The 19,356-nt window shown below is 60.7% G+C and carries 18 protein-coding genes; 7 read left to right on the top strand and 11 right to left on the bottom strand.

The annotated features are described in order from the left end of the window. Positions 1-21: 21 nt before the first annotated feature. The gene (locus tag ACJJV2_RS05865) at positions 22-885 is read left to right on the top strand and encodes an ABC transporter permease (RefSeq protein ID WP_405278910.1); all 864 of its coding nucleotides are present in this window, start codon (positions 22-24) and stop codon (positions 883-885) included. Positions 886-896: 11 nt separating this feature from the next. Beyond that, positions 897-1,955 carry a glycine betaine/L-proline ABC transporter ATP-binding protein gene (locus ACJJV2_RS05860; protein ID WP_405278908.1) on the top strand — a complete coding sequence of 353 codons (1,059 nt, stop codon included), beginning with the start codon at positions 897-899 and terminating at the stop codon, positions 1,953-1,955. Positions 1,956-2,608: 653 nt separating this feature from the next. On the opposite strand, the gene ACJJV2_RS05855 is transcribed toward ACJJV2_RS05860, so the two are convergent. The 6 genes from ACJJV2_RS05855 to ACJJV2_RS05830 form a co-directional block, all read right to left on the bottom strand. Beyond that, a complete protein-coding gene (locus ACJJV2_RS05855; protein ID WP_405278906.1) occupies positions 2,609-3,493 on the bottom strand; it encodes an NAD(P)-dependent oxidoreductase in 885 nt (294 codons plus the stop codon). Between the two features lie 18 nt (positions 3,494-3,511). After that, on the bottom strand, positions 3,512-4,420 hold the full coding sequence (locus ACJJV2_RS05850) for a DMT family transporter (RefSeq protein ID WP_405278904.1): 909 nt from the start codon (positions 4,418-4,420) through the stop codon (positions 3,512-3,514). 34 nt (positions 4,421-4,454) lie between these two features. Further along, a complete protein-coding gene (locus ACJJV2_RS05845; protein WP_405278902.1) occupies positions 4,455-4,868 on the bottom strand; it encodes an aconitase X swivel domain-containing protein in 414 nt (137 codons plus the stop codon). Further along, on the bottom strand, positions 4,859-6,154 hold the full coding sequence (locus ACJJV2_RS05840; protein WP_405278900.1) for an aconitase X: 1,296 nt from the start codon (positions 6,152-6,154) through the stop codon (positions 4,859-4,861). The genes ACJJV2_RS05845 and ACJJV2_RS05840 overlap by 10 nt, the downstream gene beginning before the upstream one ends. Positions 6,155-6,276: 122 nt before the next feature. Beyond that, a complete protein-coding gene (locus ACJJV2_RS05835) occupies positions 6,277-7,047 on the bottom strand; it encodes an SDR family oxidoreductase (RefSeq protein WP_405278898.1) in 771 nt (256 codons plus the stop codon). Between the two features lie 29 nt (positions 7,048-7,076). After that, complete coding sequence (locus tag ACJJV2_RS05830; protein WP_405278896.1) at positions 7,077-7,847, bottom strand: class II aldolase/adducin family protein; 771 nt, start codon at positions 7,845-7,847, stop codon at positions 7,077-7,079. A 618-nt stretch (positions 7,848-8,465) separates the two neighbouring features. Here ACJJV2_RS05830 and ACJJV2_RS05825 point away from each other — a divergent pair. Together ACJJV2_RS05825 and ACJJV2_RS05820 are read left to right on the top strand one after the other, a co-directional pair. Beyond that, a complete protein-coding gene (locus tag ACJJV2_RS05825; RefSeq protein ID WP_405278894.1) occupies positions 8,466-8,930 on the top strand; it encodes a methylenetetrahydrofolate reductase C-terminal domain-containing protein in 465 nt (154 codons plus the stop codon). Further along, positions 8,927-9,940: a methylenetetrahydrofolate reductase gene (locus ACJJV2_RS05820; protein WP_405278892.1), complete on the top strand. Its 1,014-nt coding sequence runs from the start codon at positions 8,927-8,929 to the stop codon at positions 9,938-9,940. Before ACJJV2_RS05825 ends, ACJJV2_RS05820 begins: the two co-directional genes overlap by 4 nt. Before the next feature lie 80 nt (positions 9,941-10,020). Here the strand turns inward: ACJJV2_RS05820 and ACJJV2_RS05815 are convergent, their stop codons facing one another. Continuing rightward, positions 10,021-10,983, bottom strand: a complete 963-nt coding sequence (locus ACJJV2_RS05815) for a LysR family transcriptional regulator (protein WP_405278890.1) — start codon at positions 10,981-10,983, stop codon at positions 10,021-10,023. Between the two features lie 112 nt (positions 10,984-11,095). On the opposite strand from ACJJV2_RS05815, the gene ACJJV2_RS05810 reads away from it, so the two are divergent. The 3 genes from ACJJV2_RS05810 to ACJJV2_RS05800 all read left to right on the top strand — a co-directional run bounded on the left by ACJJV2_RS05810 (position 11,096) and on the right by ACJJV2_RS05800 (position 14,947). After that, positions 11,096-11,977, top strand: coding sequence for a phytanoyl-CoA dioxygenase family protein (locus ACJJV2_RS05810; protein ID WP_200017222.1), 882 nt, complete (start codon positions 11,096-11,098; stop codon positions 11,975-11,977). A gap of 103 nt (positions 11,978-12,080) precedes the next feature. Next, positions 12,081-13,364 (top strand): Xaa-Pro peptidase family protein, encoded by a 1,284-nt coding sequence (locus ACJJV2_RS05805; protein WP_248377416.1) that lies wholly within the window; start codon positions 12,081-12,083, stop codon positions 13,362-13,364. A gap of 95 nt (positions 13,365-13,459) precedes the next feature. Further along, on the top strand, positions 13,460-14,947 hold the full coding sequence (locus ACJJV2_RS05800) for a CoA-acylating methylmalonate-semialdehyde dehydrogenase (RefSeq protein WP_405278887.1): 1,488 nt from the start codon (positions 13,460-13,462) through the stop codon (positions 14,945-14,947). Positions 14,948-15,054: 107 nt separating this feature from the next. Here the strand turns inward: ACJJV2_RS05800 and ACJJV2_RS05795 are convergent, their stop codons facing one another. The 4 genes from ACJJV2_RS05795 to ACJJV2_RS05780 all read right to left on the bottom strand — a co-directional run bounded on the left by ACJJV2_RS05795 (position 15,055) and on the right by ACJJV2_RS05780 (position 19,352). Next, positions 15,055-15,897: a nitrilase-related carbon-nitrogen hydrolase gene (locus ACJJV2_RS05795; RefSeq protein ID WP_131432377.1), complete on the bottom strand. Its 843-nt coding sequence runs from the start codon at positions 15,895-15,897 to the stop codon at positions 15,055-15,057. A 189-nt stretch (positions 15,898-16,086) separates the two neighbouring features. Then, positions 16,087-17,391, bottom strand: a complete 1,305-nt coding sequence (locus ACJJV2_RS05790) for an MmgE/PrpD family protein (RefSeq protein ID WP_405278884.1) — start codon at positions 17,389-17,391, stop codon at positions 16,087-16,089. Between the two features lie 245 nt (positions 17,392-17,636). After that, on the bottom strand, positions 17,637-18,518 hold the full coding sequence (locus tag ACJJV2_RS05785) for a glycine betaine ABC transporter substrate-binding protein (RefSeq protein ID WP_279838585.1): 882 nt from the start codon (positions 18,516-18,518) through the stop codon (positions 17,637-17,639). Between the two features lie 102 nt (positions 18,519-18,620). Beyond that, entirely contained in the window at positions 18,621-19,352 is a 732-nt protein-coding gene (locus tag ACJJV2_RS05780) for an ABC transporter permease (protein WP_216060389.1), read from the bottom strand. Positions 19,353-19,356 lie beyond the last annotated feature (4 nt).

Raw genomic sequence — 19,356 nt, 5'->3', positions numbered from 1 at the left:
TGACCACCAGGTGATTTCATCATGTTCCCTGACCTGATTGACCCGCGGTATCTACGAGGCACCATTGACGACTTGATAGAACAGTTCGTCATCCATTGGGCGACATTCCTGGAAGAGTCGTTCTACCCCATTCTCAAGGCACTCAACTTCTTTGAATCATTGCTGATCAATTGCCCCTGGTGGCTGATTGTCGGCCTTGTCGCTGCAGCGGCTTACGCAAGCTCTCGCAAGATATCACTGACGATCGGCCTGACCATGGCCATGCTGGGGATCGGCCTGCTCGGCTTGTGGGAGGAAGGGATTCGCACACTGGCCTTGATGCTGGTATGCACCTTTGTCGCCATCATCATCGGCATCCCGATGGGAATCCTGATGTCATGGTCTGACCGTTTCAGAGCGATCATGCTGCCCATTCTGGACATCATGCAGACCATGCCGAGTTTCGTGTACCTGATTCCCGCGATCATGCTCTTTGGCCCTGGCAAGATTCCGGCAGTGCTGGCAACGGTCGTCTATGCCGTGCCACCACTGATTCGTCTGACTGATCTGGGCATCCGTCAGGTCGACAAGGAAATCGTCGAAGCGGTGCAATCCTTCGGCGCCAACCGCATGCAGAAACTGTTCTGGGTACAGGCACCTCTGGCACTCCCCAACATCATGGCCGGCATCAACCAGGCCACCATGATGGCGCTTTCCATGGTGGTCATTGCCTCGATGATCGGGGCCCAGGGACTCGGCTTCCAGGTATTGCAGGGTATTACCCGCCTTGAGGTAGGACGCGGCTTGATGGCGGGTCTTGCCATCGTTCTCCTGGCCATGGTCTTCGACCGCATCACCCAGGCCTCAGGAAAGCGCGCTCAGGCGCACCTGCACACCAACAGCTGATGGGTACGATTATGAGCAACCACTACAAGATCGAGATCAAGAATATCTACAAGATATTCGGTGCCGACCCGGGTACTGCCATGGAAAAGATCAAGGCCGGTACCAGCAAGAGCGACATCCTGGATCAGACCCGCTGCGTCGTTGGACTCAATGACGTGTCGCTTGGCATTGAAGCTGGCCATATCCACGTCATCATGGGGTTGTCCGGTTCTGGAAAGTCGACCTTGATCCGTCACTTCAACCGCTTGATCGACCCCACCAGCGGCCAGGTCATCGTCGATGGACAGGATGTGCTCCAGTTCAACAAGCAGGAACTCGAGCATTATCGTCGCCACAAGATCAGTATGGTTTTTCAGCGCTTCGGGCTTTGCCCGCACCTTACCGTATTGGCGAATGCCGCCTTTGGATTGAAGATTCAGGGTGTCGAGCGCTCACAGCGTGAAGAAAAGGCTCGCTACTGGCTTGAGCAGGTCGGCCTGTCAGGCGTCGAGGAACACTACCCGCATCAGCTTTCCGGCGGCATGCAGCAGCGCGTCGGCCTGGCACGTGCGCTGGTCAATGATCCGGATATTCTGCTCATGGATGAGGCCTTCAGCGCCCTCGATCCGTTGATCAAGAGCGAGATGCAGGATCAATTGCTGCAGTTGCAGCAGAAACTCAACAAGACCATCGTGTTCATCACGCATGATCTGGATGAAGCCCTCAAGATTGGAGACCGCATCGCCCTGCTCAAGGATGGTGAGCTGATTCAGCAAGGGACTCCGGCACAGATTCTCATGGAACCAGCGGGCGATTACGTCAAATCCTTCATCGGCGGGGTCAATCGCTACAAGGCGATTCGTGTCGGCCACGTGATGCGCGAGGCACAACCGCTGGCCATGGTGAAAGGAGGCGAGAATTTCAGTCAGACGCCACCCGCGGGCCATGAGATGGTGCGCGCGAGCCAATCACTGGAGGAAATCATGCCATTGCTGATGGATACGGATAGCGATCTCGCGGTCTTCGACGATGATGCCAACCTGACTGGTTACCTCAACAAGAACAAGGTAATGACGGTGCTATATCATTGAGTTTTGATTCGATGTCAATTTATCAGCTCAATGATATAAATCATCGTTAAACTCGTCACCTCTGGCTGTACCGCGCAAGCTCCCGGGAATCATCTCGGGGGCTTGCACACTGCAGCATGACTCGGCCAATAGCATCGCCTCTCTCTGCTTAACCTCTAACCCTTCCTCGCTGTTCATTCCCGCATCACGCTCTCTCCTGCTCTCCTCTCCCGCCCTCCCCACCGCTCTGCTTAGTATCAATATACGCTTCCCGACCTCCAGGATATTATTTATATAATGCTGTCCTTATAGCGCTGGCTACAAGCACTACAGATGGCTCGTCACTGACGTTTCATGATCAGGCTCGTTGCTCAAGTCATCTGCAATTACGACGCATAGATACCGACGACAATGCCCCCATCATCGTCGCTCAGGTGCCCGTGGTTTTCCTCTCCTTGGATACACATGTCGCCAGCAATGCTTATACCTTGCCCCCATATGGTGACGGCTCAGTTGGCGATAGATGGCAGGTGCTACTGCCGAGCACTATCGCCAAGTGCTACTGAAAGAGATCCAAGGCATGCCGCCAACTCAGGGATGACAAACATGAAAAAGCCCTGGAATCCAGGGCTTCAGATGTTCATGTTTCAGCGTGCTCGTATCGGGCACATGATTCAGCCGCGGAGCGGTTTGTCGTTGGCCTGTTCCAGCAATTTGACGGCCATCAGGTGCGGAGCCTTGCCACCGAATTGGTCGACCGCCTGCCCATACATCTGCTCGACGTGACGACACATCGGCAGCTCAGCCATGACCTGGCCGGCCAGCTCCAGTGTCAGGCGCATATCCTTGAGTGCGAGCCCCAACTCGAAAGTCGGATCGTAGTCCCCATTAAGGATACTTGGACCATAGCGATCAGCGACGTAACTGCGGCCGGTACTGTTCTGGATGATTGCCAGCATCTTGTCAGCTGGCACTCCGCCCTTGACGCCGAGCATCAACGCCTCGGACAAGGCCACCGAGTGCAGATAGCAGAGTACGACCTGCGCGATCTTTGCGACATAACCCGCGCCAGCCTCGCCCAGATAATCGATGCGCTTGCCAATGGCAGAGAAGATTTGCTGGCACTCATCGAAGGTTGCTTGATCGCCGCCCACCAGCACGGTCAGAGTGCCAGCAGCCGCGCCTTCGGCACCACCGGAAATCGGTGCATCAAGCGTGCGCACCTGCTTCGCTACTGCCAACTCACGTACATCGCGCCAGACATCCAGATTGTTTGTACTCAGCTCGATCCAGATGGCGCCTTCGCGAATATGCGCAATCAGACCATCCTCAGCACTGGCCACCTGCTTGATGATGGCTGGCGATGGCAAGGAGGTCATTACGACATCGGCCTCGCTGACGGCCGCCTGAATGCTGTCGGCCCAATGCGCACCGGCCTGAACAAGACTCTCGGCCTTGTTGTGATCGACGTCATGGACGTTCAGATCGAAGCCAGCCTTGACCAGATTGGCGGCCATCGGCGCGCCCATGTTTCCCAGACCAATAAAAGCGATTTTCATTTGATGCTCTCTCCCGTATCAGACGGCCGATATATTGATTAACTTGCGTGCGCCAATGGCGTAGAACCCGCCTGCCACCACTAGTGCAGCACCAACCAGGGTCCAGGCATCGGGTAGCTCACCAAAGACCAGCAGGCCGATGAGTATGGCGAAGACCAACAGGCTGTAATTGAATGGCTGCAAGACCCCAGCCGGCGCATATTCCAGGGCCTTGACCAGCAACAGGTGAGCAAGAACGCCGGTCAGGGCTAGCACACCCATCAGCCCCCACTCCCCCTGGCTGGGGGCCTGCCAGACCGGCAGGCCGAAGGCCGTGGACGCAATGCAGCCGACCACGGCCATGTACAGCATGTTGGTGGTAAAGCCATCCTCGCGGCTAACCAGCCGAGTGATCAGGTTGTAGACGGCAAACGCCAGTGCCGCCGACAGCGGAATCAGCGCCGCCGGTTCAAACAGGCCCAGCCCCGGACGCAGAATCACCAGGGTGCCGGCGAAGCCTACCGCCGCCGCCAGCCAGCGGCGCAGACCGGTGAACTCTCCCAGCACAAATCCGGCCAGCGCCATGGCCAGCAACGGAAACATCGCGAACAGCGCATGGCTTTCAGCCAGGCCCAAGTAACGCAGGCCGAGGCTAAAGATGGCGATCTCGCCGACTGACAGCAGCGAACGTAGAAGTTGCAGCCAGGGGTATCGAGTGCGAACCGCGGCATTCAAGCCACCGCGCAAATGGGCATAAATCAGGGCGAAAACAACGAATACCCAATAGCGCACCATGATGAGCTGAGCCACGGGAAGCCCCTGCACTAAGACCTTGGTGATGGCGTCTTGGCAGGCGAACACCAGCATCGCCAGCAGGCACAAGCCGATGCCACGATTAACGACCGAGGCCGCACTCACTGCAGGCGAATTCGCCAGAGACTCGCTCATCGCCCCTCCATTTTTATTTTGTGAGAGTCGACATTCAGTGCTGCAGCAGCACGCCGCCGTTGCTTTCCAGCCTGACTGCCTGGCCGCTGTGCAACCTGGCGTAGCCCGCCTTTTCCAGCACCAGCACCGGTACCGGGATGTCATACAACTCGGATACCACCAGCGCGGCCGCCATCACGTTGACATCCGGCTTGCCGAGGATCAGACCGATCGGCCCGGTACCCAGGCGCAGGGACTCGCCCAATACGCCTGGCGTGCCCGACGAACCGCGGGTACCCGGCATCACCAGTACCTTGCCAGTCACCTTGATACCCACCTGAGGATGCTGCTGATCGATGATAGTGCCGGTCAACGGGTCATAGCCGCCCCAGAAACTCAGGGGCTCATCAAGCACCAGCAACTCACCGCTGACGCTACCTGGATTCAGCACACTGGCTTTCACTGACATGTCACCGCCCCCCAGAAATCACCACTCCACAAGCACTCATCGCGCCAGACTTCGCCACTCACCGCAGACTCAACGCATTCCTCCAGGCTGCCGAAGACCACATCCACATCGAGAATGCCCGGGGCGTAGTAGGCCCATTTGCCCGAATTGGTCATCACTCGGCCCTTGATGCCGTTGACCACCGGCGTGAAGTAGGTGCAGGTATCGACCACAATCTTCACCCCGGCCTGCTCGAGCAGCGCTAGCCAACCCTGTTCACGTACTTGAGCCAACACATAACGACTGGTTGATACATACAGACCTAGACCCGGATGCACCTGACGACCAGCCAGCAGTGGCGTAAGTCGCTCGAATTCGGTGTAGGAGAAATGTGGCGTTCCCAGGCACACGGCACTGACCTTGCCAGACACGTTGGTAGTCAGCGCATCACGAGCCTGGATCAGCATCTGTGGTGTCACCGCTTTGACCTGAGCCGGCAACTCGCCGTGGAAGGCATCGTTCAGGGTTGTTGCTTCCGGTGTGATGCCGATGGCATGGAACAGGGCGACCGACCCCGAAGCTGCGCCTGCCGCCGAAATCGCCTTCAACTGATCCTCGCTGGTCGAGGCTGGCAAGCCCTCGATTACCGGCACACTGCTGCCAGCTTCTCGCCCCAGTACGATTCCAAGTACATGATAAAAAATGTCCTGCTCCAGCAGCTTCTGCGGCACGCCTTGCAGACTGAACAGAATCTCGCCCTTGCGACATTCGTCACGGTGCAGACCGGCATAAGGCACCCGGCCGGTGATGGCCGCACAGATGTCGAGAAAGTCACCGTACTTGTTGGTTCTGGCACCAATCACCGAGTTGTAAAAGGCCACGGCATTGGACTCCGAACCGACGATCTGATCGCCAAGTTTGGGCCGCACCTTGTGCTGATAGGGCGCACAGGTCCACACCACCTCACAGCCCAACTGTTCGTATACCTTCATCAATCGCCGTGCGCCCTGCACCGCTTCACTATTGGCCTTTTCCGGACGCAGCTCGGGATGCAGCAGATCGACCAGGCCAACATTGGTCTTGGTCGGCACCGCCACCTTGACGCCATCGGCCAGCAAGAACTCGGCAAAGTCGAGCCCCACCTGACCGCTGTAAAAGCAACTATTGACATGTGCCATGGAAACATCGACAAGTCGTTCGGCGCCCAACGCTTCGGCGGCCTTGACCATCATTTGCATGGCCAGTCGTCTGGCCTTGCCCTCGGCGCCTGACAATAGACGCTCATCGTACTCACTGAGCTGCATCATCACTCTTCTCCACTCACCGGCCAGATCCACTGAATATCAAGACCGCACCGCTCATGACCCAACAACAGGCGGCCACTGCTACAACCGCCGGGCTACCCGTTTACACTCAGCAGAGCAGACGCTTACTGACGCGGGTAGAGGGTTTCGGTGTGACCATCGACACCGACGACCTGCCCCGAGACATGCCGGCCGTAGTCGGAGCAGAGGAAGCAGATCATGTCGGCGATTTCCTCCGGCTCGACGTAGCACTGCATGGACACGCCGATGCCATAAAGCCGCCGGACCTCCTCGGGATCGATGCCCTCAGCTTCGGCGTGGGAATTGATTACCCTCTCCATGCGCTCGCCGCTGACGTTGCCCGGCACGATGCCATTGACCCGGATATTGTCCTGGCCCAACTCCATGGCCAGTGTCTTGGTGAAGCCAGTGACCGCCCATTTCGCCGCCACATAAGGGCTGCGGTTAGGGAACCCGAGGATACCGGCCGCCGATACCAGGTTGATGATCACGCCACTCTTCTGCTTGCGGAAGGTCGGCACGGCACGCCGCGCGCAATAGAACTGCGAGTCAATACAGACACTCATGCAAGCACGCCATTCTTCGTTGGTTACATCCTCGACCGGCTTGGTCGGCCCGCCGATACCGGCATTGTTGACCAGGATGTCGAGACCGGCAGGAAGGATCTCGTCGAACATCGCATCCACGGCAGTGGGGTCTGACACATCAGACACGAACGTCGTGATGTCTTCAGGCAAGCTGGAAAGTGCCTCACCATCTATATCGCAGGTGAATACCCGCGCTCCCAGTGCGTGCATGGCCAGAACCGTGGCGCGGCCCATGCCAGCACCGCCTGCAGTGATGAAAACGCGTTTGCCTACTAGAGAAATCTGCATTTCAAGCTCCAGCTATTTATTGATCGTTATTAGTATTTGTAGGACGGATCAACGCGGTCGATCTGGCGCAACAGCGCTGGCCACTCATACTTGCCCGGCACGAAGGCAGCATATTGTTCAGCGGCTTTTTCCCACATTTCCGGCGATGTCTCGGCCAGCGGCAAACCGGTGGCACAGACCTGCAGCATGTTGGCGCAGGCACGTACCAGATAATGCATGTTCATGAAGGCCTCACCGGCGGTTTCACCGACGGTCAGGAAACCGTGATTGCGCATGATGAGGCACTTGTTGTTGCCCATGCTTTCGGCAATGCGCTGGCTCTCATCGGTATCCACAGAGAGTCCTTCCCAGTCGTGATAGCCAATCTTGCCGTAAAGCATTGAAGAGTCCTGCACCAGGTGCACGACATCACGAATCGCGGTGGCAGCCAGGCCCGCCGGGGCGTGGGAGTGGAACACGAACTTGGCGTTCGGAATGTTCAGGTGAATGCCGCGATGGATGACGAAACCAGCGGTATTTACCTCAGGTGGGCCATCCAGCACGTTACCGTGTTCATCAATCTTGATCAGATTGGAGGCAGTGATCTCGGTATTGTGGAGACCGAAATGGTTCATGAGAAAGTGATGGTCGGTTCCAGGCACGCGCGCCGTGATGTGATTCCATACGATGTCATCGTAGCCATAGACATTCGCCAGACGGTGCATGGCAGCCAGGTCGACACGAACGTTCCATTCATCTTGCGTAAAGCGAGGCTTGGCCGAAGTGGCCCCTTCAAATTCTGCCATTGCTGCTTCCTCCACTGAATGTCAGGACACATGAACTCCGCATGCCTTCTGCGGTATGAGCAAAAGCTAGCATCATGGTTAATGGTTGACAATCATTTATTAACAAGAGCCACCATATTTTTGTCAGCGCATCTCATGGCACTATCAGCACTGGCGAGGGGGGCTGTATCGAGGCAACTTGTGTCGTACCACGAGCGGAAAAGAGCATCGTTGCTGCATCAGGTTATGCACAATCAGGACACATGAGGTCTGCTCAAGACACTGACACACGAAGCACATGAGCCATGCCTTAAAACAAGTGTCCCCGCGCTAGGCCTCGCCTCTCTGGCACTGTGCCGCTTCATGCAGGCCGCGGGCCTTACGCCCTGAGAGCAGAGAAAGAAGACATGACGTAGACACCAAAAAACGCCGGAGCAGCGAATGCTCCGGCGTCTTTCTTGTTTGGGGGGGCTTTCTTGGTTTCGGGGGCTTTTTGGCTTCAGTCCAAGCAACGATGCTTTTCCCCGCTTATCCTGCGCCTTTCGATAGTGACGCTGTCGCCCACGGGATGTCGGCCCGGGTGGCGGCCATGCGAAGATAGCGCTCCGAAACGCCCAGGGCGTTACCCCCGCCAGGTTTTGACAGGAGGCATGCGTGTATTCGATTCGTCTGTGGGCCGCACGTCACGCGCGACTGCTGGAGCTCACCTATCAGGCCGTCGAGCCGGTGATCATCAAACTGCAGCCGCTGTGGAAGTCCGTCGGTTACGCACGTGCCGAGAAACCTGTCGCCAGGCTGGAGCAAGCCTGCAAGGGTTTGCTGTTTGACTGTCAGATGTGTGGCCAGTGCATTCTGAGTTCGACCGGCATGTCCTGCTCAATGAACTGCCCCAAGCACCTGCGCAACGGTCCCTGCGGCGGTGTCATGCAGAATGGCAACTGTGAAGTCGAGCCGGACACGCGCTGCGTGTGGGTGGAAGCCTGGGAAGGCAGCCAGCGGATGAAGGACAGCGATGCGATCGAGATCGTGCAGTTGCCGGTGGACCATCGCCTGCAGGGCACCTCATCCTGGCTACGCGTGGCCCGGCAAGCCGCTGGACGCCGAGAGAGCCTGAAATGACCTCCAGACTCACTATCCCGGACAGCTCCCAGCTGCCACCTGCCGAGTGCGACGGCAACGTCGGTCGCCTGGAGCGAGTACTTCGCAGCGGTCAGTTTGCCGTCACCGCCGAGCTGGCGCCGCCCGACTCTGCCGATCCACAGGAGGTGCATGCGCGCGCGCAGCTGTTTGCCGGCCATGTGGATGCCATGAACGCCACCGATGGCTCGGGTGCCAACTGCCATATGTCGAGCGTGGCGATGTGCGCCCTGCTGGCCCGCGAAGGCCATGAGACGGTGATGCAGATCTCGTGTCGTGACAGAAATCGCATCGCCATCCAGGGCGATGTATTGGGGGCTGCGGCGCTGGGTATCCGCAACCTGCTGTGTCTGACCGGGGATGGCGTGCAGGTCGGGGATCATCCCGAGGCCAAGCCGGTGTTCGATCTCGACTCTCTATCACTGCTGGAAATCGTCGCCGGATTGCGTGACAAGCACGCCTTTGCCAGCGGCCGGACACTGACCTCAGCGCCCCAGGTATTTCTGGGCGCAGCCGCCAATCCCTTCGCCCCGCCCTTCGCGTTTCGCCCTCATCGTCTGGCCAAGAAGATTGCCGCCGGCGCCCAGTTCATCCAGACACAGTACTGCTTCGACCTACCGCGCTTTCAGGACTTCATGCATCGCGCCCGTGATCTGGGCCTGCTGGAGAAATGCTTCATCCTGCCCGGCGTCGGCCCGCTGGCCTCGGCACGCACCGCCGAGTGGATGCGCCGCCATGTTCCCGGCGTACATATCCCGGATGACGTGCTCAAACGCTTGGAGGGAGCCCGGGATCAGAAGGCGGAGGGCCGTGATATCTGCATCGAGATGATCCAGCAGCTACGTGAGATCGAGGGTGTCAGTGGCGTGCATATCATGGCGCATCGTCAGGAAGCCTTCGTGCCCGAGATCATCCAGCGCGCGGGCATTCTGGGGGCGCGTAGGCCGTACACGCCGCAAGCCCCGCTGGGCGCTACATCGCCCATTGGCTGATATGTCTCCGAGTCAAATCCATGAATCGATATCCCGCCATGCTCACCAGCTCAACCTGCTCGCAACACTGGTAGTACTGCTCAACCGGCGGTCGCTGCCTCACGCACTGTCGCGATATCTGAATCGGCGCCAACCTCAGGGCTGGCCTCAGTGCCAACCTCAGCGCTCGCCTCCAGCGCCCCGACTTCCTCAAGCTTGCCCTTGCCGGTGACGATGGCTTCCAGATGATCGCAGAAGTCACTCAGCGCATCGCTGACATGGCCAGGCGAGCGATGAAGCTCGATTTCCACATGGCCAAGCGGCGGCAAGCCTTCGTCATCGCCGACGATACGACAACCTTTCGGCACGCTACGCGGTGTCTTGACGGTCAGTGCCAGTCCGGCCTTCACCGGCAGATTGATGCCTGTCGGCGACTGGCTCGAGTAACGCACATCCCACTGTCGATCATCCCGGCCCAAGGCGGCGAAGGCATGCGCGCGGAAGATGCAGCCTTCCGGATTGAGCGCGAGCGGCAATACCTCCCAGTCTGCAAGCGACTGGTCCTCGGCGACCACCCACACCATGCGTTCGCGCCCCAACAGCCGCCCGGTCTGGGTCGGCCCGTGACGCACCACCAGCACGGCGTCCAGCAAGCCTTCCTGAAAATCATGCACCAGCGAGGCGCTGATCTTGCAGGTCACTTCGAGACGTACTCCGGGGTGATCCGCGGCGAAGCGCGACAGCAATTCGGGCAGGTAGGTACTGGCCTGTTCTTCCGACGTGCCCAGCCGGATGAGCTCATTCTTGCGGTCGACCCCGAGCACCTGCCGCGCCTCATCCTGCAGCTTGAGAATGTGCCGCGCATAGGGCAGCAACCGCCCTCCCGACGCCGTGAGTTCTACCCGACGGCTGGTACGGGACAACAGCGCCCCGCCCATCTGATCCTCCAGCCGCTTGATCTGCAGGCTGACGGCAGACTGGGTGCGATGCAGCACCTTGCCGGCGGCGCTGAACCCTTCACATTCGGCCACCGTGACAAAGGCACGAAGCAGGTCGGTATCCATGATCTATGAGCCCTCGCAATGCATTTGATCTTGACCATTCATTTCTATTATCAAAACACGCCCCCTAACCTATTCCTACGTTATTTAGCGATCAGGGAACAGGAGGCCGGGCATGAACGCAATCCAGCAGCAGGACAGTGATACCTCTCTCGATGGGCTGATAGATCTTGAACACTATCCCATCCATCGACTGACAGAAGCGCGGGGTCGCGAACTGATGCGCCAATGTCGCGAACAGCTCGCTCAGGATGGCTGCGTCGTGCTGGAGGGTTTCGTGCCGCAGGAGGCGCTGGCCCGACTGGAGCAGGAAACGGAGCGCCTTTCACCGCTGGCGCACTACAACCAGACCGTCACCAACCCCTACAACAGCGACGGTGATGACTCACTGCCTGCATCACATCCGCGCAATCGCTTCGATGATCGCACCAACGGTTTCGTGGCGGGCGATCGCATCGGCTCGGACACCTTGATTCGCCAGGTCTACTCGCATCCCGATTTCCAGCACTTCATCGCCAGCGTCGTCGGCATGGACGACATTCACCAATATGCCGACCCGCTCGCGGATCTGGTCGTCAACGTGCTGCGCGATGGCTGCCAGCATCCCTGGCACTACGACACCAACGAATTCATCGTCACCATGATGACCCGCCAGTCCGATGCGGGTGGCCGCTTCGAATACGCCGCCGGAATCCGCAGCCCCGAGGGCGAGAACTTCGAGGGCGTCGAGAAGGTGCTCGACGGAGACCGCTCGCGCCTGACCGCCATCGATCTGAAGCCGGGCGACCTGCAGATCTTCTTCGGTCGCTACTCCCTGCATCGCGTCACCCCGGTTCGCGGTGAGCGCGAACGCCATACCGTGATATTCGCTTACGCCAAGGAGCCCGGCTTCATCGGTCGCCCTGAGCGCGCCCAGCGAATCTTCGGCCGCATGGCACCTATCCACGAGCGCCTGCTCAAGGAAGGCATGCAGCGCAGCGACAACCTGGCGGACTGACATGCCCGAGCCCGGCGCGCCCTGTCTTGTACCAGCGCCTGTGCCAGTCCTTTTTCCAGCGCCTTTCCTGACCTTTTCACCAGACCGTGAGCCGAGACCAACCATGAGCATCGTCGACTTTGAACGCCTGACCGACAGTGAACCCTCAAGCTTCCCGATCGTGCCGTCCGCGCCAATGGCCAATGGCGACAGCATTCCCACGGCCTTTGACCCTGTGCAGCTGCGCGGCGGTCGTCTGGCCCGCCTGCGCGCCATGATGGCGGAGCAGGGCTACGCCGCCGTGGTGCTGTTTGATCCCAACAACCAGCGCTACGCCACCGGCTCGCGCAACATGTTCGGCTACTTCCTGCGCAACTCCACCCGCTACATCTACGTGCCTCTCGAGGGGCCGGTGATCCTGTTCGAATACCCCGGCAGCGCCCACGTCTCGACCTGGCTTGAAACCATCGATGAGGCGCGCACGTCCAAGGTGGTGTGGTCCGCCGTCAACCAGCGCGACAACCTCTCGAGCGACCCGTTCGGCATCGAGATTGCCCAGCTGGTCGAGGAACATGGTGGCGGCAATCGCAAGGTCGGGCTGGATCGCTGCACCCTGAATCTGGCGCGCTCGCTGGAAGCGCAGGGGCTGGAAGTCTTCGACTGCATGCAGGACACCCTGCATTGCCGCCGTCTCAAGACGCCTGAGGAAATTGCCTGTCTGGCCCAGTCGATGGCCGGAAGCGAGGCCGCGGTTGCCGCCGTGGAAGCCGCCATCAAGCCCGGCGTCACCGAGAATGAGCTGTTCGCCATCATGTACGGCGATGTCATCCGCCAGGGCGGTGAGTTCATCGAGACGCGCCTGCTGTCGTCCGGCCCGCGCACCAATCCGTGGTTCAACGAGGCCAGCGACCGCGTGATTCGCCCCGGCGAGCTGGTCGCACTGGATACCGACACCATCGGCTGCCACGGCTACTACTCCGACTTCTCACGCACCTTCCATGTCGGGCCGGGCCGACCGACCGCCTATCAGCAGAGCCTGTACCAGATGGCGCATGAGCAGGTGCACCACAACATGTCGATCCTCAAGCCCGGTATCAGCTATCGCGAGATCGCCGAGAGCGCCTGGAAGATTCCCGAGCGTTTCCTCGACCGCCGTTACCCCTCGATCATCCACGGCGTCGGCATGCATGGCGAGACGCCACTGGTCGCGCATCACATGGACTTTGATCGCTTCTCCAAGGATGGCGTGCTGGAACCCGGCATGGTGGTGTCGGTGGAAAGCTATATCGGCGAAGTCGGTGCGGCCGATGGCGTCAAGCTGGAGGAAGAGGTGCTGATCACCGAGACCGGCATCGAGAAGATCTCGCGCTATCCCTTCGATGAGGCACTGCTGGGGCGTCAATTCTGAGCACTGGTCAATCCAGGCTCAAGCAACCTCAGCACAAGACAGCGACTTTCCCTGCCCCATTCTCTGCGACTGAACACAAGGCTGAAAACTGACCGATGGATACCCTGACTCACCTGATTGGCGGTGACGCCGTGACTGGCGAACGCACCCTGGATGTGCTCAATCCGGCCACCGCGCAAGCCGTGCGCCGTCTGCCACTGGCCGATGCCGCCATCGTGCAACGCGCGATAGAGACCGCCAGGGATGCCCTGCCCGCCTGGCGCGCCATGCCGCCCGCCAAGCGCGCTCAGGTCATGTATCGCTTCAAGGCATTGCTGGAACGGGATGCTCAGGAAATCTGCGCCCTGATCAGTGAAGAGCACGGCAAGGTGCTCGACGACGCCATGGGCGAACTCAAGCGCGGCATCGAGAACGTCGAATATGCCTGCGGCGTGCCGGAGCTGCTCAAGGGCGAGTATTCCCACAATGCCGGGCCGAGCATCGACACCTGGTCCAACCATCAACCGCTGGGCATCGTGGCCGGTGTCACGCCGTTCAACTTCCCAGCCATGGTGCCGCTCTGGATGTTCCCGATGGCGCTGGCCTGCGGCAATGCCTTCATCCTCAAACCGTCGGAACAGAGTCCGTCGGCGGCCAACAAGATGGCCCACCTGCTGCACGAAGCCGGACTGCCCGCAGGGCTCTTCAGCGTGGTGCATGGTGATCGTGAAGCCGTCGAGGCGCTGATCGCGGCCCCGGAGGTCAAGGCGATGAGCTTCGTCGGCTCGACACCCGTGGCGCGGAGCCTCTACGAAGGCGGCACTCGTCAGGGCAAGCGGATCCAGGCGCTGGGAGGCGCCAAGAATCACGCCGTGGTATTGCCGGACGCCGATCTCGACAATGCCGCCAGCACCTTGATCGGGGCCGCCTTCGGCAGCGCAGGCGAGCGCTGCATGGCCATCTCGGTGGCCGTCTGCGTGGGGGATGAAACCGCGGATGCCCTGATCGAACGTCTCGCCCCTCAGGCACGCGCCATGAGCATCGGCCCGGGTACCGAACCCGGTCACGACATGGGCGCCCTGATCAATGCCTCGCAGCGTGACAAGGTCGCCAGCTATATCGAGGCAGGCGCCAGCGCTGGCGCCCAGCTGATCGTGGATGGCCGCACTCACCCGCTGGTCGAGAGCTCGCCCGGCTTCTTCATGGGCGCAACGCTGTTCGATCGCGTCACGCCGGACATGAGCATCTATCGTGACGAGATCTTCGGCCCGGTACTCTGTGTGGTGCGCGTGGCAAGCTTCGAAGACGCCATCGCGCTGATCAATGACCACCAGTACGGCAACGGCACCTGCCTATTCACCCGCGATGGCGAGGCCGGACGCCGCTTCGCCGACCAGATCGAGGTCGGCATGGTCGGCATCAACGTGCCCTTGCCGGTACCGGTGGCCTTCCACAGCTTCGGCGGCTGGAAGGACTCGCTGTTCGGTGACCTGCACGCCTATGGCCCCGACGCCGTGCGCTTCTATACCCGGCGCAAGAGCGTGTCCCAGCGCTGGCCTGAGCGCAGTGCTCAGGAAGCCGCTCAGTTCAGCTTCCCGTCCTGAGCCGCATTGCCGGCAACGCAAACAAGACCGCAAACAAGACGCCCGCGCCAGAATTCTGGCGCGGGCGTCTTGTTGTTCGAGAGGCTTAATTGCTCAACACCAATCGCTCAGCGATAGCCCAGCATCAGGTCACGGACCAGCGGCGTATCGGCGTCGCGGTGTGTCGGCAGCTCGAAACGGGCCTTGGCGATCGCGGTGCGCGACAGCTCGGCATGTATCAGCATCTCGCGGTCTTCCGCCTGGGCCAGCGTCTCCCCGCGCGGGCCAAGAATTCGCGACCCGCCCCAGAAATGACTGCCGCCTTCCGGCCCGAAGCGATTGGCCATGATGACCGGCGTGCCGTAGGTCATGGCGTAGAACTGGAGGTTGATCGCCCAGTTCTGCTCGTTGGAGAAATCATCGCTGACGATGCCCGAGGCCGAATTGATCGGCGCACACAGCACGGTGGGACGCGCGAGCATGGCGGCGTGCACCAGGCCCGGATTCCACAGGTCCGCGCAGATCAGTGAGGTGGCTGACCAGCCTTCACGCACATCGTTCTGGGTCAGGTCGCTGCCGTGGGTGAACAGCTTGCCCTCCTCCAGCCCGCCATAGGTCGGCAGGTTCAGCTTGCGATGCACGGCCTGCAGCGCACCGTGCTGCAGAATCGCCAGGGCGTTGTAGTACTCCCCCGGACTGGCCTCCTCGACAAAGCCCACTACCAGCTGCATGTCGCCCGCGGCACGCGCGAGCATCAGCAAGCGCGGGTCATGTGGCGGAAAGGCCAGATCAATGACCCGGCTGCCCATGCCATAGCCCGTCAGCGACAGCTCCGGGAAGACCAGCAGGTCCAGATCGACATCCCGCGCCTGATGGATGATGTCGAGATGACGTTCCAGGTTGGCCTCAATATCGCCGAGGGTGGCGTTGATCTGGGCCGCGCCAACGCGCAGGTGATCTTGATGGTGCATGGGCAAGTCTCGGTAATGAAAAGAGAAGGCAACGAAGAGCAGAAGCCAGGGTCAGGGCCAGGGTCAGGGTCAGAGCCAGGTAGAAAACCAGGCGAAAGGCCAGGGCCAAGGCCAAGGCCAAGGCCAAGGCCAGAAAGCAGGCCAATGAGAATCAAGCGCCGCGCAGAATGTCAGCCGCGGCCGCCATGTTCAAGCCGGTGCACCCAGAAGCGCCAGCAGCTCGGAGACCGGCCGAGATTCCAGATCCATCACGACATCCCGCAACCTGGCCGCGCGAGCTCCCAGCACCGGCTCCGCCAGGGCCTGATACTTGGCCAGCACCTGAGCATCCGTCAGCGGCTTGTCCGGATTGCCCAATGCCTCATGGTCTGCGCTTTCCAGCACCTCGCCACTTTTCAGCACGATTCGCGCACGGGCCCAGCGCTCGGCGGGGAAACGGGCATTGAATGTGGCGTCCTCCTCGATCACCACCTTGCTCGCCAGCGCCTTGAGGTCGTCATCATCCAGGGCATCGCAGACACCTGCCACATCCACGCTGCCCCGCCCCAGAGCACAGGCGACCGACCACGGAAGGCTGTATTGCGCCTGCTCCGTGGTGTCGGGGTGCGTGACATGCAGCCGCTTGCCCTCATGGAAGGTGATGATCTCGATACGCGTGATGTCGTCGGGCTCAGCCACGGCGCCCGCCAATGACAGTACCGCCTCCACTGCCGGCTGTGCCCAGCGACACACCGGATAGGCCTTGAAGTACTGCTCGAACAGATAATGACGCTGACCGAGGTCCTGCCACAGCGCAGCGACCTCCGGCGCCGTGACCGTCAATGCCGGCGCTCCGGTGAAGCCATCTTCCGCCAGCAGCGCCGCCGAGATGCCGGTCATCGCGCCCCAGCCGGAGCCATCCTTGAGCATGGTGGGATGATCGATGCAGCGCATCATCTGGCTGCGCGGCCCGTAGAACTCGGCGATGCCCAACGCGTGGTGCAACGTCTCACGATCAAAGCCGCGCAGACGCGCAGCCACTGCGGCCACGCCCAGCGCATTCCAGGCCCCCGACGTATGGTAATCGGGGCTCTGGGCATGCAAGGCGATGCCCGCGCGCGTGGCGACCTCATAGCCATAGGCCAGCAGCGCCAGAAACGCCTGCCCGCTGAGTTGCCGAGTTTCCGGGAGTGCCAGCAGACCGGGCAACAAGGCTACCCCCGCATGCCCCTTGGTCAGCACCTGGCCATCGTGGGCATCCAGCGCATCGATCAACCAGCCACCCTGCAGGGCGACACCACTGGAAGAGGCCGTGCCGCTGGCAAACAACAACGGCAAGTCGCCGCCGTGCTGGCGCGTGACGTAGCGAGCCGCCTTGGCGGCCAGGGGAGTCCGCGTCGCACCTGCCGCGACGCCCAGCAGATCCAGCAGGCAGCGCTTGGCCTGGTGCAGCTGCTCTGCGCTGAGACGGGTGACATCATATTCATGGATCAGGGACAGCGGCGCAGGCGCCAAGCCATCCTCAGCAGGTGCATGAGAGGTGGGCATGGCATGAGAGGTGGGCAAAGCATGAGGCAGACAATCCGGAGCAGACATGGGACTTCTCCAATTTGGCAAACACGAAAATGACCAACGGGATGGCGGCAGATGCGAGCGAGGCAGGCGCGGCCGCCAGAGACGACAAGACCGCCCGCAGGCGGCCTTGTCGTGCTGGCATGGTCCCTGAACCTCGCTATCAGAGGATCAGGCGTACCTGAAGGTCACTTGAGGCCGTGTTCCTTCAGGAAGTCCTCAGCGACCTGCTCGATGCTCTTCTTCTCGACATCGACCTGGGCGTTCAGGCTCGCCATGGTGTCGTCATTGAGCTCGGCGGACAGCGCATTCATCTGCGACTCGAGTTCCGGGTTGGCCTTGAGCGACTCCTCACGCACCACCGGCGTCAGGGCGTAGGCCGGGAAGTAGCCCTTGTCGTCCTCGAGCACCGTGAAATCAAACGCCGGAATGCGGCCATCGGTGGCGAACACCAGGCCGACATCGACCTGGCCATCACGCAGTGCCTGGTAGACCAGACCGGAATCCATGCGCTTGACGTCGGCGCGCCCGACACGGAAGTCATAGGCTTTCTGCAGCGGACGCCATCCATCATCGCGTGCATAGAATTCGGCGTTCAGCGCGAAGGACAGCCCCTTGTCGTCATTGACCGCCTGTGAGAGGTCGGACAGTGAGGCGATACCGCGCTCCTGGGCGTCCGCCTCACGCATCGCCAGTGCGTAGGTATTGTTGGCCGCAGACGGCTCCAGCCACACCAGGCCCTTCTCGGCGTCCAGCTCCTTGACGCGAGCATAGGTGTCTTCCGGGCTCAGGCGCTCACTGACATCGTTGTAGTTGATCAGTGAGGTGCCGGTGTATTCCCAATAGAGATCGATCTGGCCGTTTTCCTGCGCCTGACGCAGGACGGCGGAGCCCATGCCGGAGCGCTCTTCCACCTCATACCCCAAGCCTTCCAGATACTGCCCCGTCATGCTGGCGAGAATCTGTTGTTCAGTGAAGTTCTTGCCACCCACCACAATCTCTTCAGCCTGCGCCGTGGAAAGTGAAGCGGCCAGTGCCGCGCCGGTCAGCAGAGTCGTCAAGGTCTTCATGGTGTTCTCCTATCCTGTGAAATTTCGGTCCAGCCGGTTGTTGTTGTTCAGGTCGTGCAGTCTGTCACCACGCGCCGAGCGGGTCGGCGCGTGGGTCTTCATTCATGCCCGTGCCGGGTTGACGCCTCGCGGCACCACGAGGAAGGCCACGAAGGCCACCAGCACATCCACCCCGATCGCCAGCAGCGCCGTGGGGATGGCACCGGACAGCATCATGATGGGGTCATAGAGGTCGATCCCGGTAAAGATCAGCTCCCCCAGTCCACCGGCGCCGATCAGGAAGGCCAGCGGTACCGTGCCGACATTGATCGCCAGGGCGGTACGAATCCCGGCGAACATCACATACAGCGCATTGGGCAACTCGACCCGCACCAGACGCTGGAGGGGCGACATGCCGATCCCGGCTGCCGCTTCCTTCAAGGCCGGTGACACGCCCTTGAGTCCCGTGTAGGTATTGCGGGTGATGGGCAGCAGGGTCGCGACGAACAGGCCAAAGACCGCCGGCACGGTGCCGATGCCCAGAAAGCTCATCGACAGGGCCAGCACCGCCAGCGTCGGGATGGTGGTGCCCACGTTGAGCACCTGCATGGCGGATTCGGCGTAGCGCGTCATGCTCGGTCGCGACAGGATGATGCCCAGCGGGACCGCGACCAGGATCGCCAGCCCGCCGGACAGCGCCGTCAACCAGAGGTGCTGTACCGTCAGAAACTGGATGTCGGGGATATAGAAGAGGAACTCTTCGATCACCCCGCTCGACTGGCTCCAGACCCCAGCCATGAAGATCGCGACCACGGCCACCAGCCGCAGCAAGCCCGTGAATTTCAGTGTCGGCATGGGC

Source organism: Cobetia sp. Ld8, from assembly GCF_045066615.1.
In the GTDB taxonomy this organism is placed as follows: domain Bacteria; phylum Pseudomonadota; class Gammaproteobacteria; order Pseudomonadales; family Halomonadaceae; genus Cobetia; species Cobetia amphilecti.
The sequence above is the reverse complement of the archived record's forward strand: the minus strand, read 5'-3'. Positions and strand labels throughout refer to the sequence as shown.

Bases quoted from the DNA above. Each gene is read 5' to 3' on its own strand.
- ACJJV2_RS05865 (WP_405278910.1), top strand. From the start codon at position 22: ATGTTCCCTGACCTGATTGACCCGCGGTATCTACGAGGCACCATTGAC.
- ACJJV2_RS05845 (WP_405278902.1), bottom strand. From the start codon at position 4,868: ATGTCAGTGAAAGCCAGTGTGCTGAATCCAGGTAGCGTCAGCGGTGAG.
- ACJJV2_RS05810 (WP_200017222.1), top strand. From the start codon at position 11,096: ATGAACGCAATCCAGCAGCAGGACAGTGATACCTCTCTCGATGGGCTG.
- ACJJV2_RS05855 (WP_405278906.1), bottom strand. From the start codon at position 3,493: ATGAAAATCGCTTTTATTGGTCTGGGAAACATGGGCGCGCCGATGGCC.
- ACJJV2_RS05800 (WP_405278887.1), top strand. From the start codon at position 13,460: ATGGATACCCTGACTCACCTGATTGGCGGTGACGCCGTGACTGGCGAA.
- ACJJV2_RS05860 (WP_405278908.1), top strand. From the start codon at position 897: ATGAGCAACCACTACAAGATCGAGATCAAGAATATCTACAAGATATTC.
- ACJJV2_RS05835 (WP_405278898.1), bottom strand. From the start codon at position 7,047: ATGCAGATTTCTCTAGTAGGCAAACGCGTTTTCATCACTGCAGGCGGT.
- ACJJV2_RS05795 (WP_131432377.1), bottom strand. From the start codon at position 15,897: ATGCACCATCAAGATCACCTGCGCGTTGGCGCGGCCCAGATCAACGCC.
- ACJJV2_RS05780 (WP_216060389.1), bottom strand. From the start codon at position 19,352: ATGCCGACACTGAAATTCACGGGCTTGCTGCGGCTGGTGGCCGTGGTC.
- ACJJV2_RS05815 (WP_405278890.1), bottom strand. From the start codon at position 10,983: ATGGATACCGACCTGCTTCGTGCCTTTGTCACGGTGGCCGAATGTGAA.
- ACJJV2_RS05840 (WP_405278900.1), bottom strand. From the start codon at position 6,154: ATGATGCAGCTCAGTGAGTACGATGAGCGTCTATTGTCAGGCGCCGAG.
- ACJJV2_RS05805 (WP_248377416.1), top strand. From the start codon at position 12,081: ATGAGCATCGTCGACTTTGAACGCCTGACCGACAGTGAACCCTCAAGC.
- ACJJV2_RS05820 (WP_405278892.1), top strand. From the start codon at position 8,927: ATGACCTCCAGACTCACTATCCCGGACAGCTCCCAGCTGCCACCTGCC.
- ACJJV2_RS05850 (WP_405278904.1), bottom strand. From the start codon at position 4,420: ATGAGCGAGTCTCTGGCGAATTCGCCTGCAGTGAGTGCGGCCTCGGTC.
- ACJJV2_RS05785 (WP_279838585.1), bottom strand. From the start codon at position 18,518: ATGAAGACCTTGACGACTCTGCTGACCGGCGCGGCACTGGCCGCTTCA.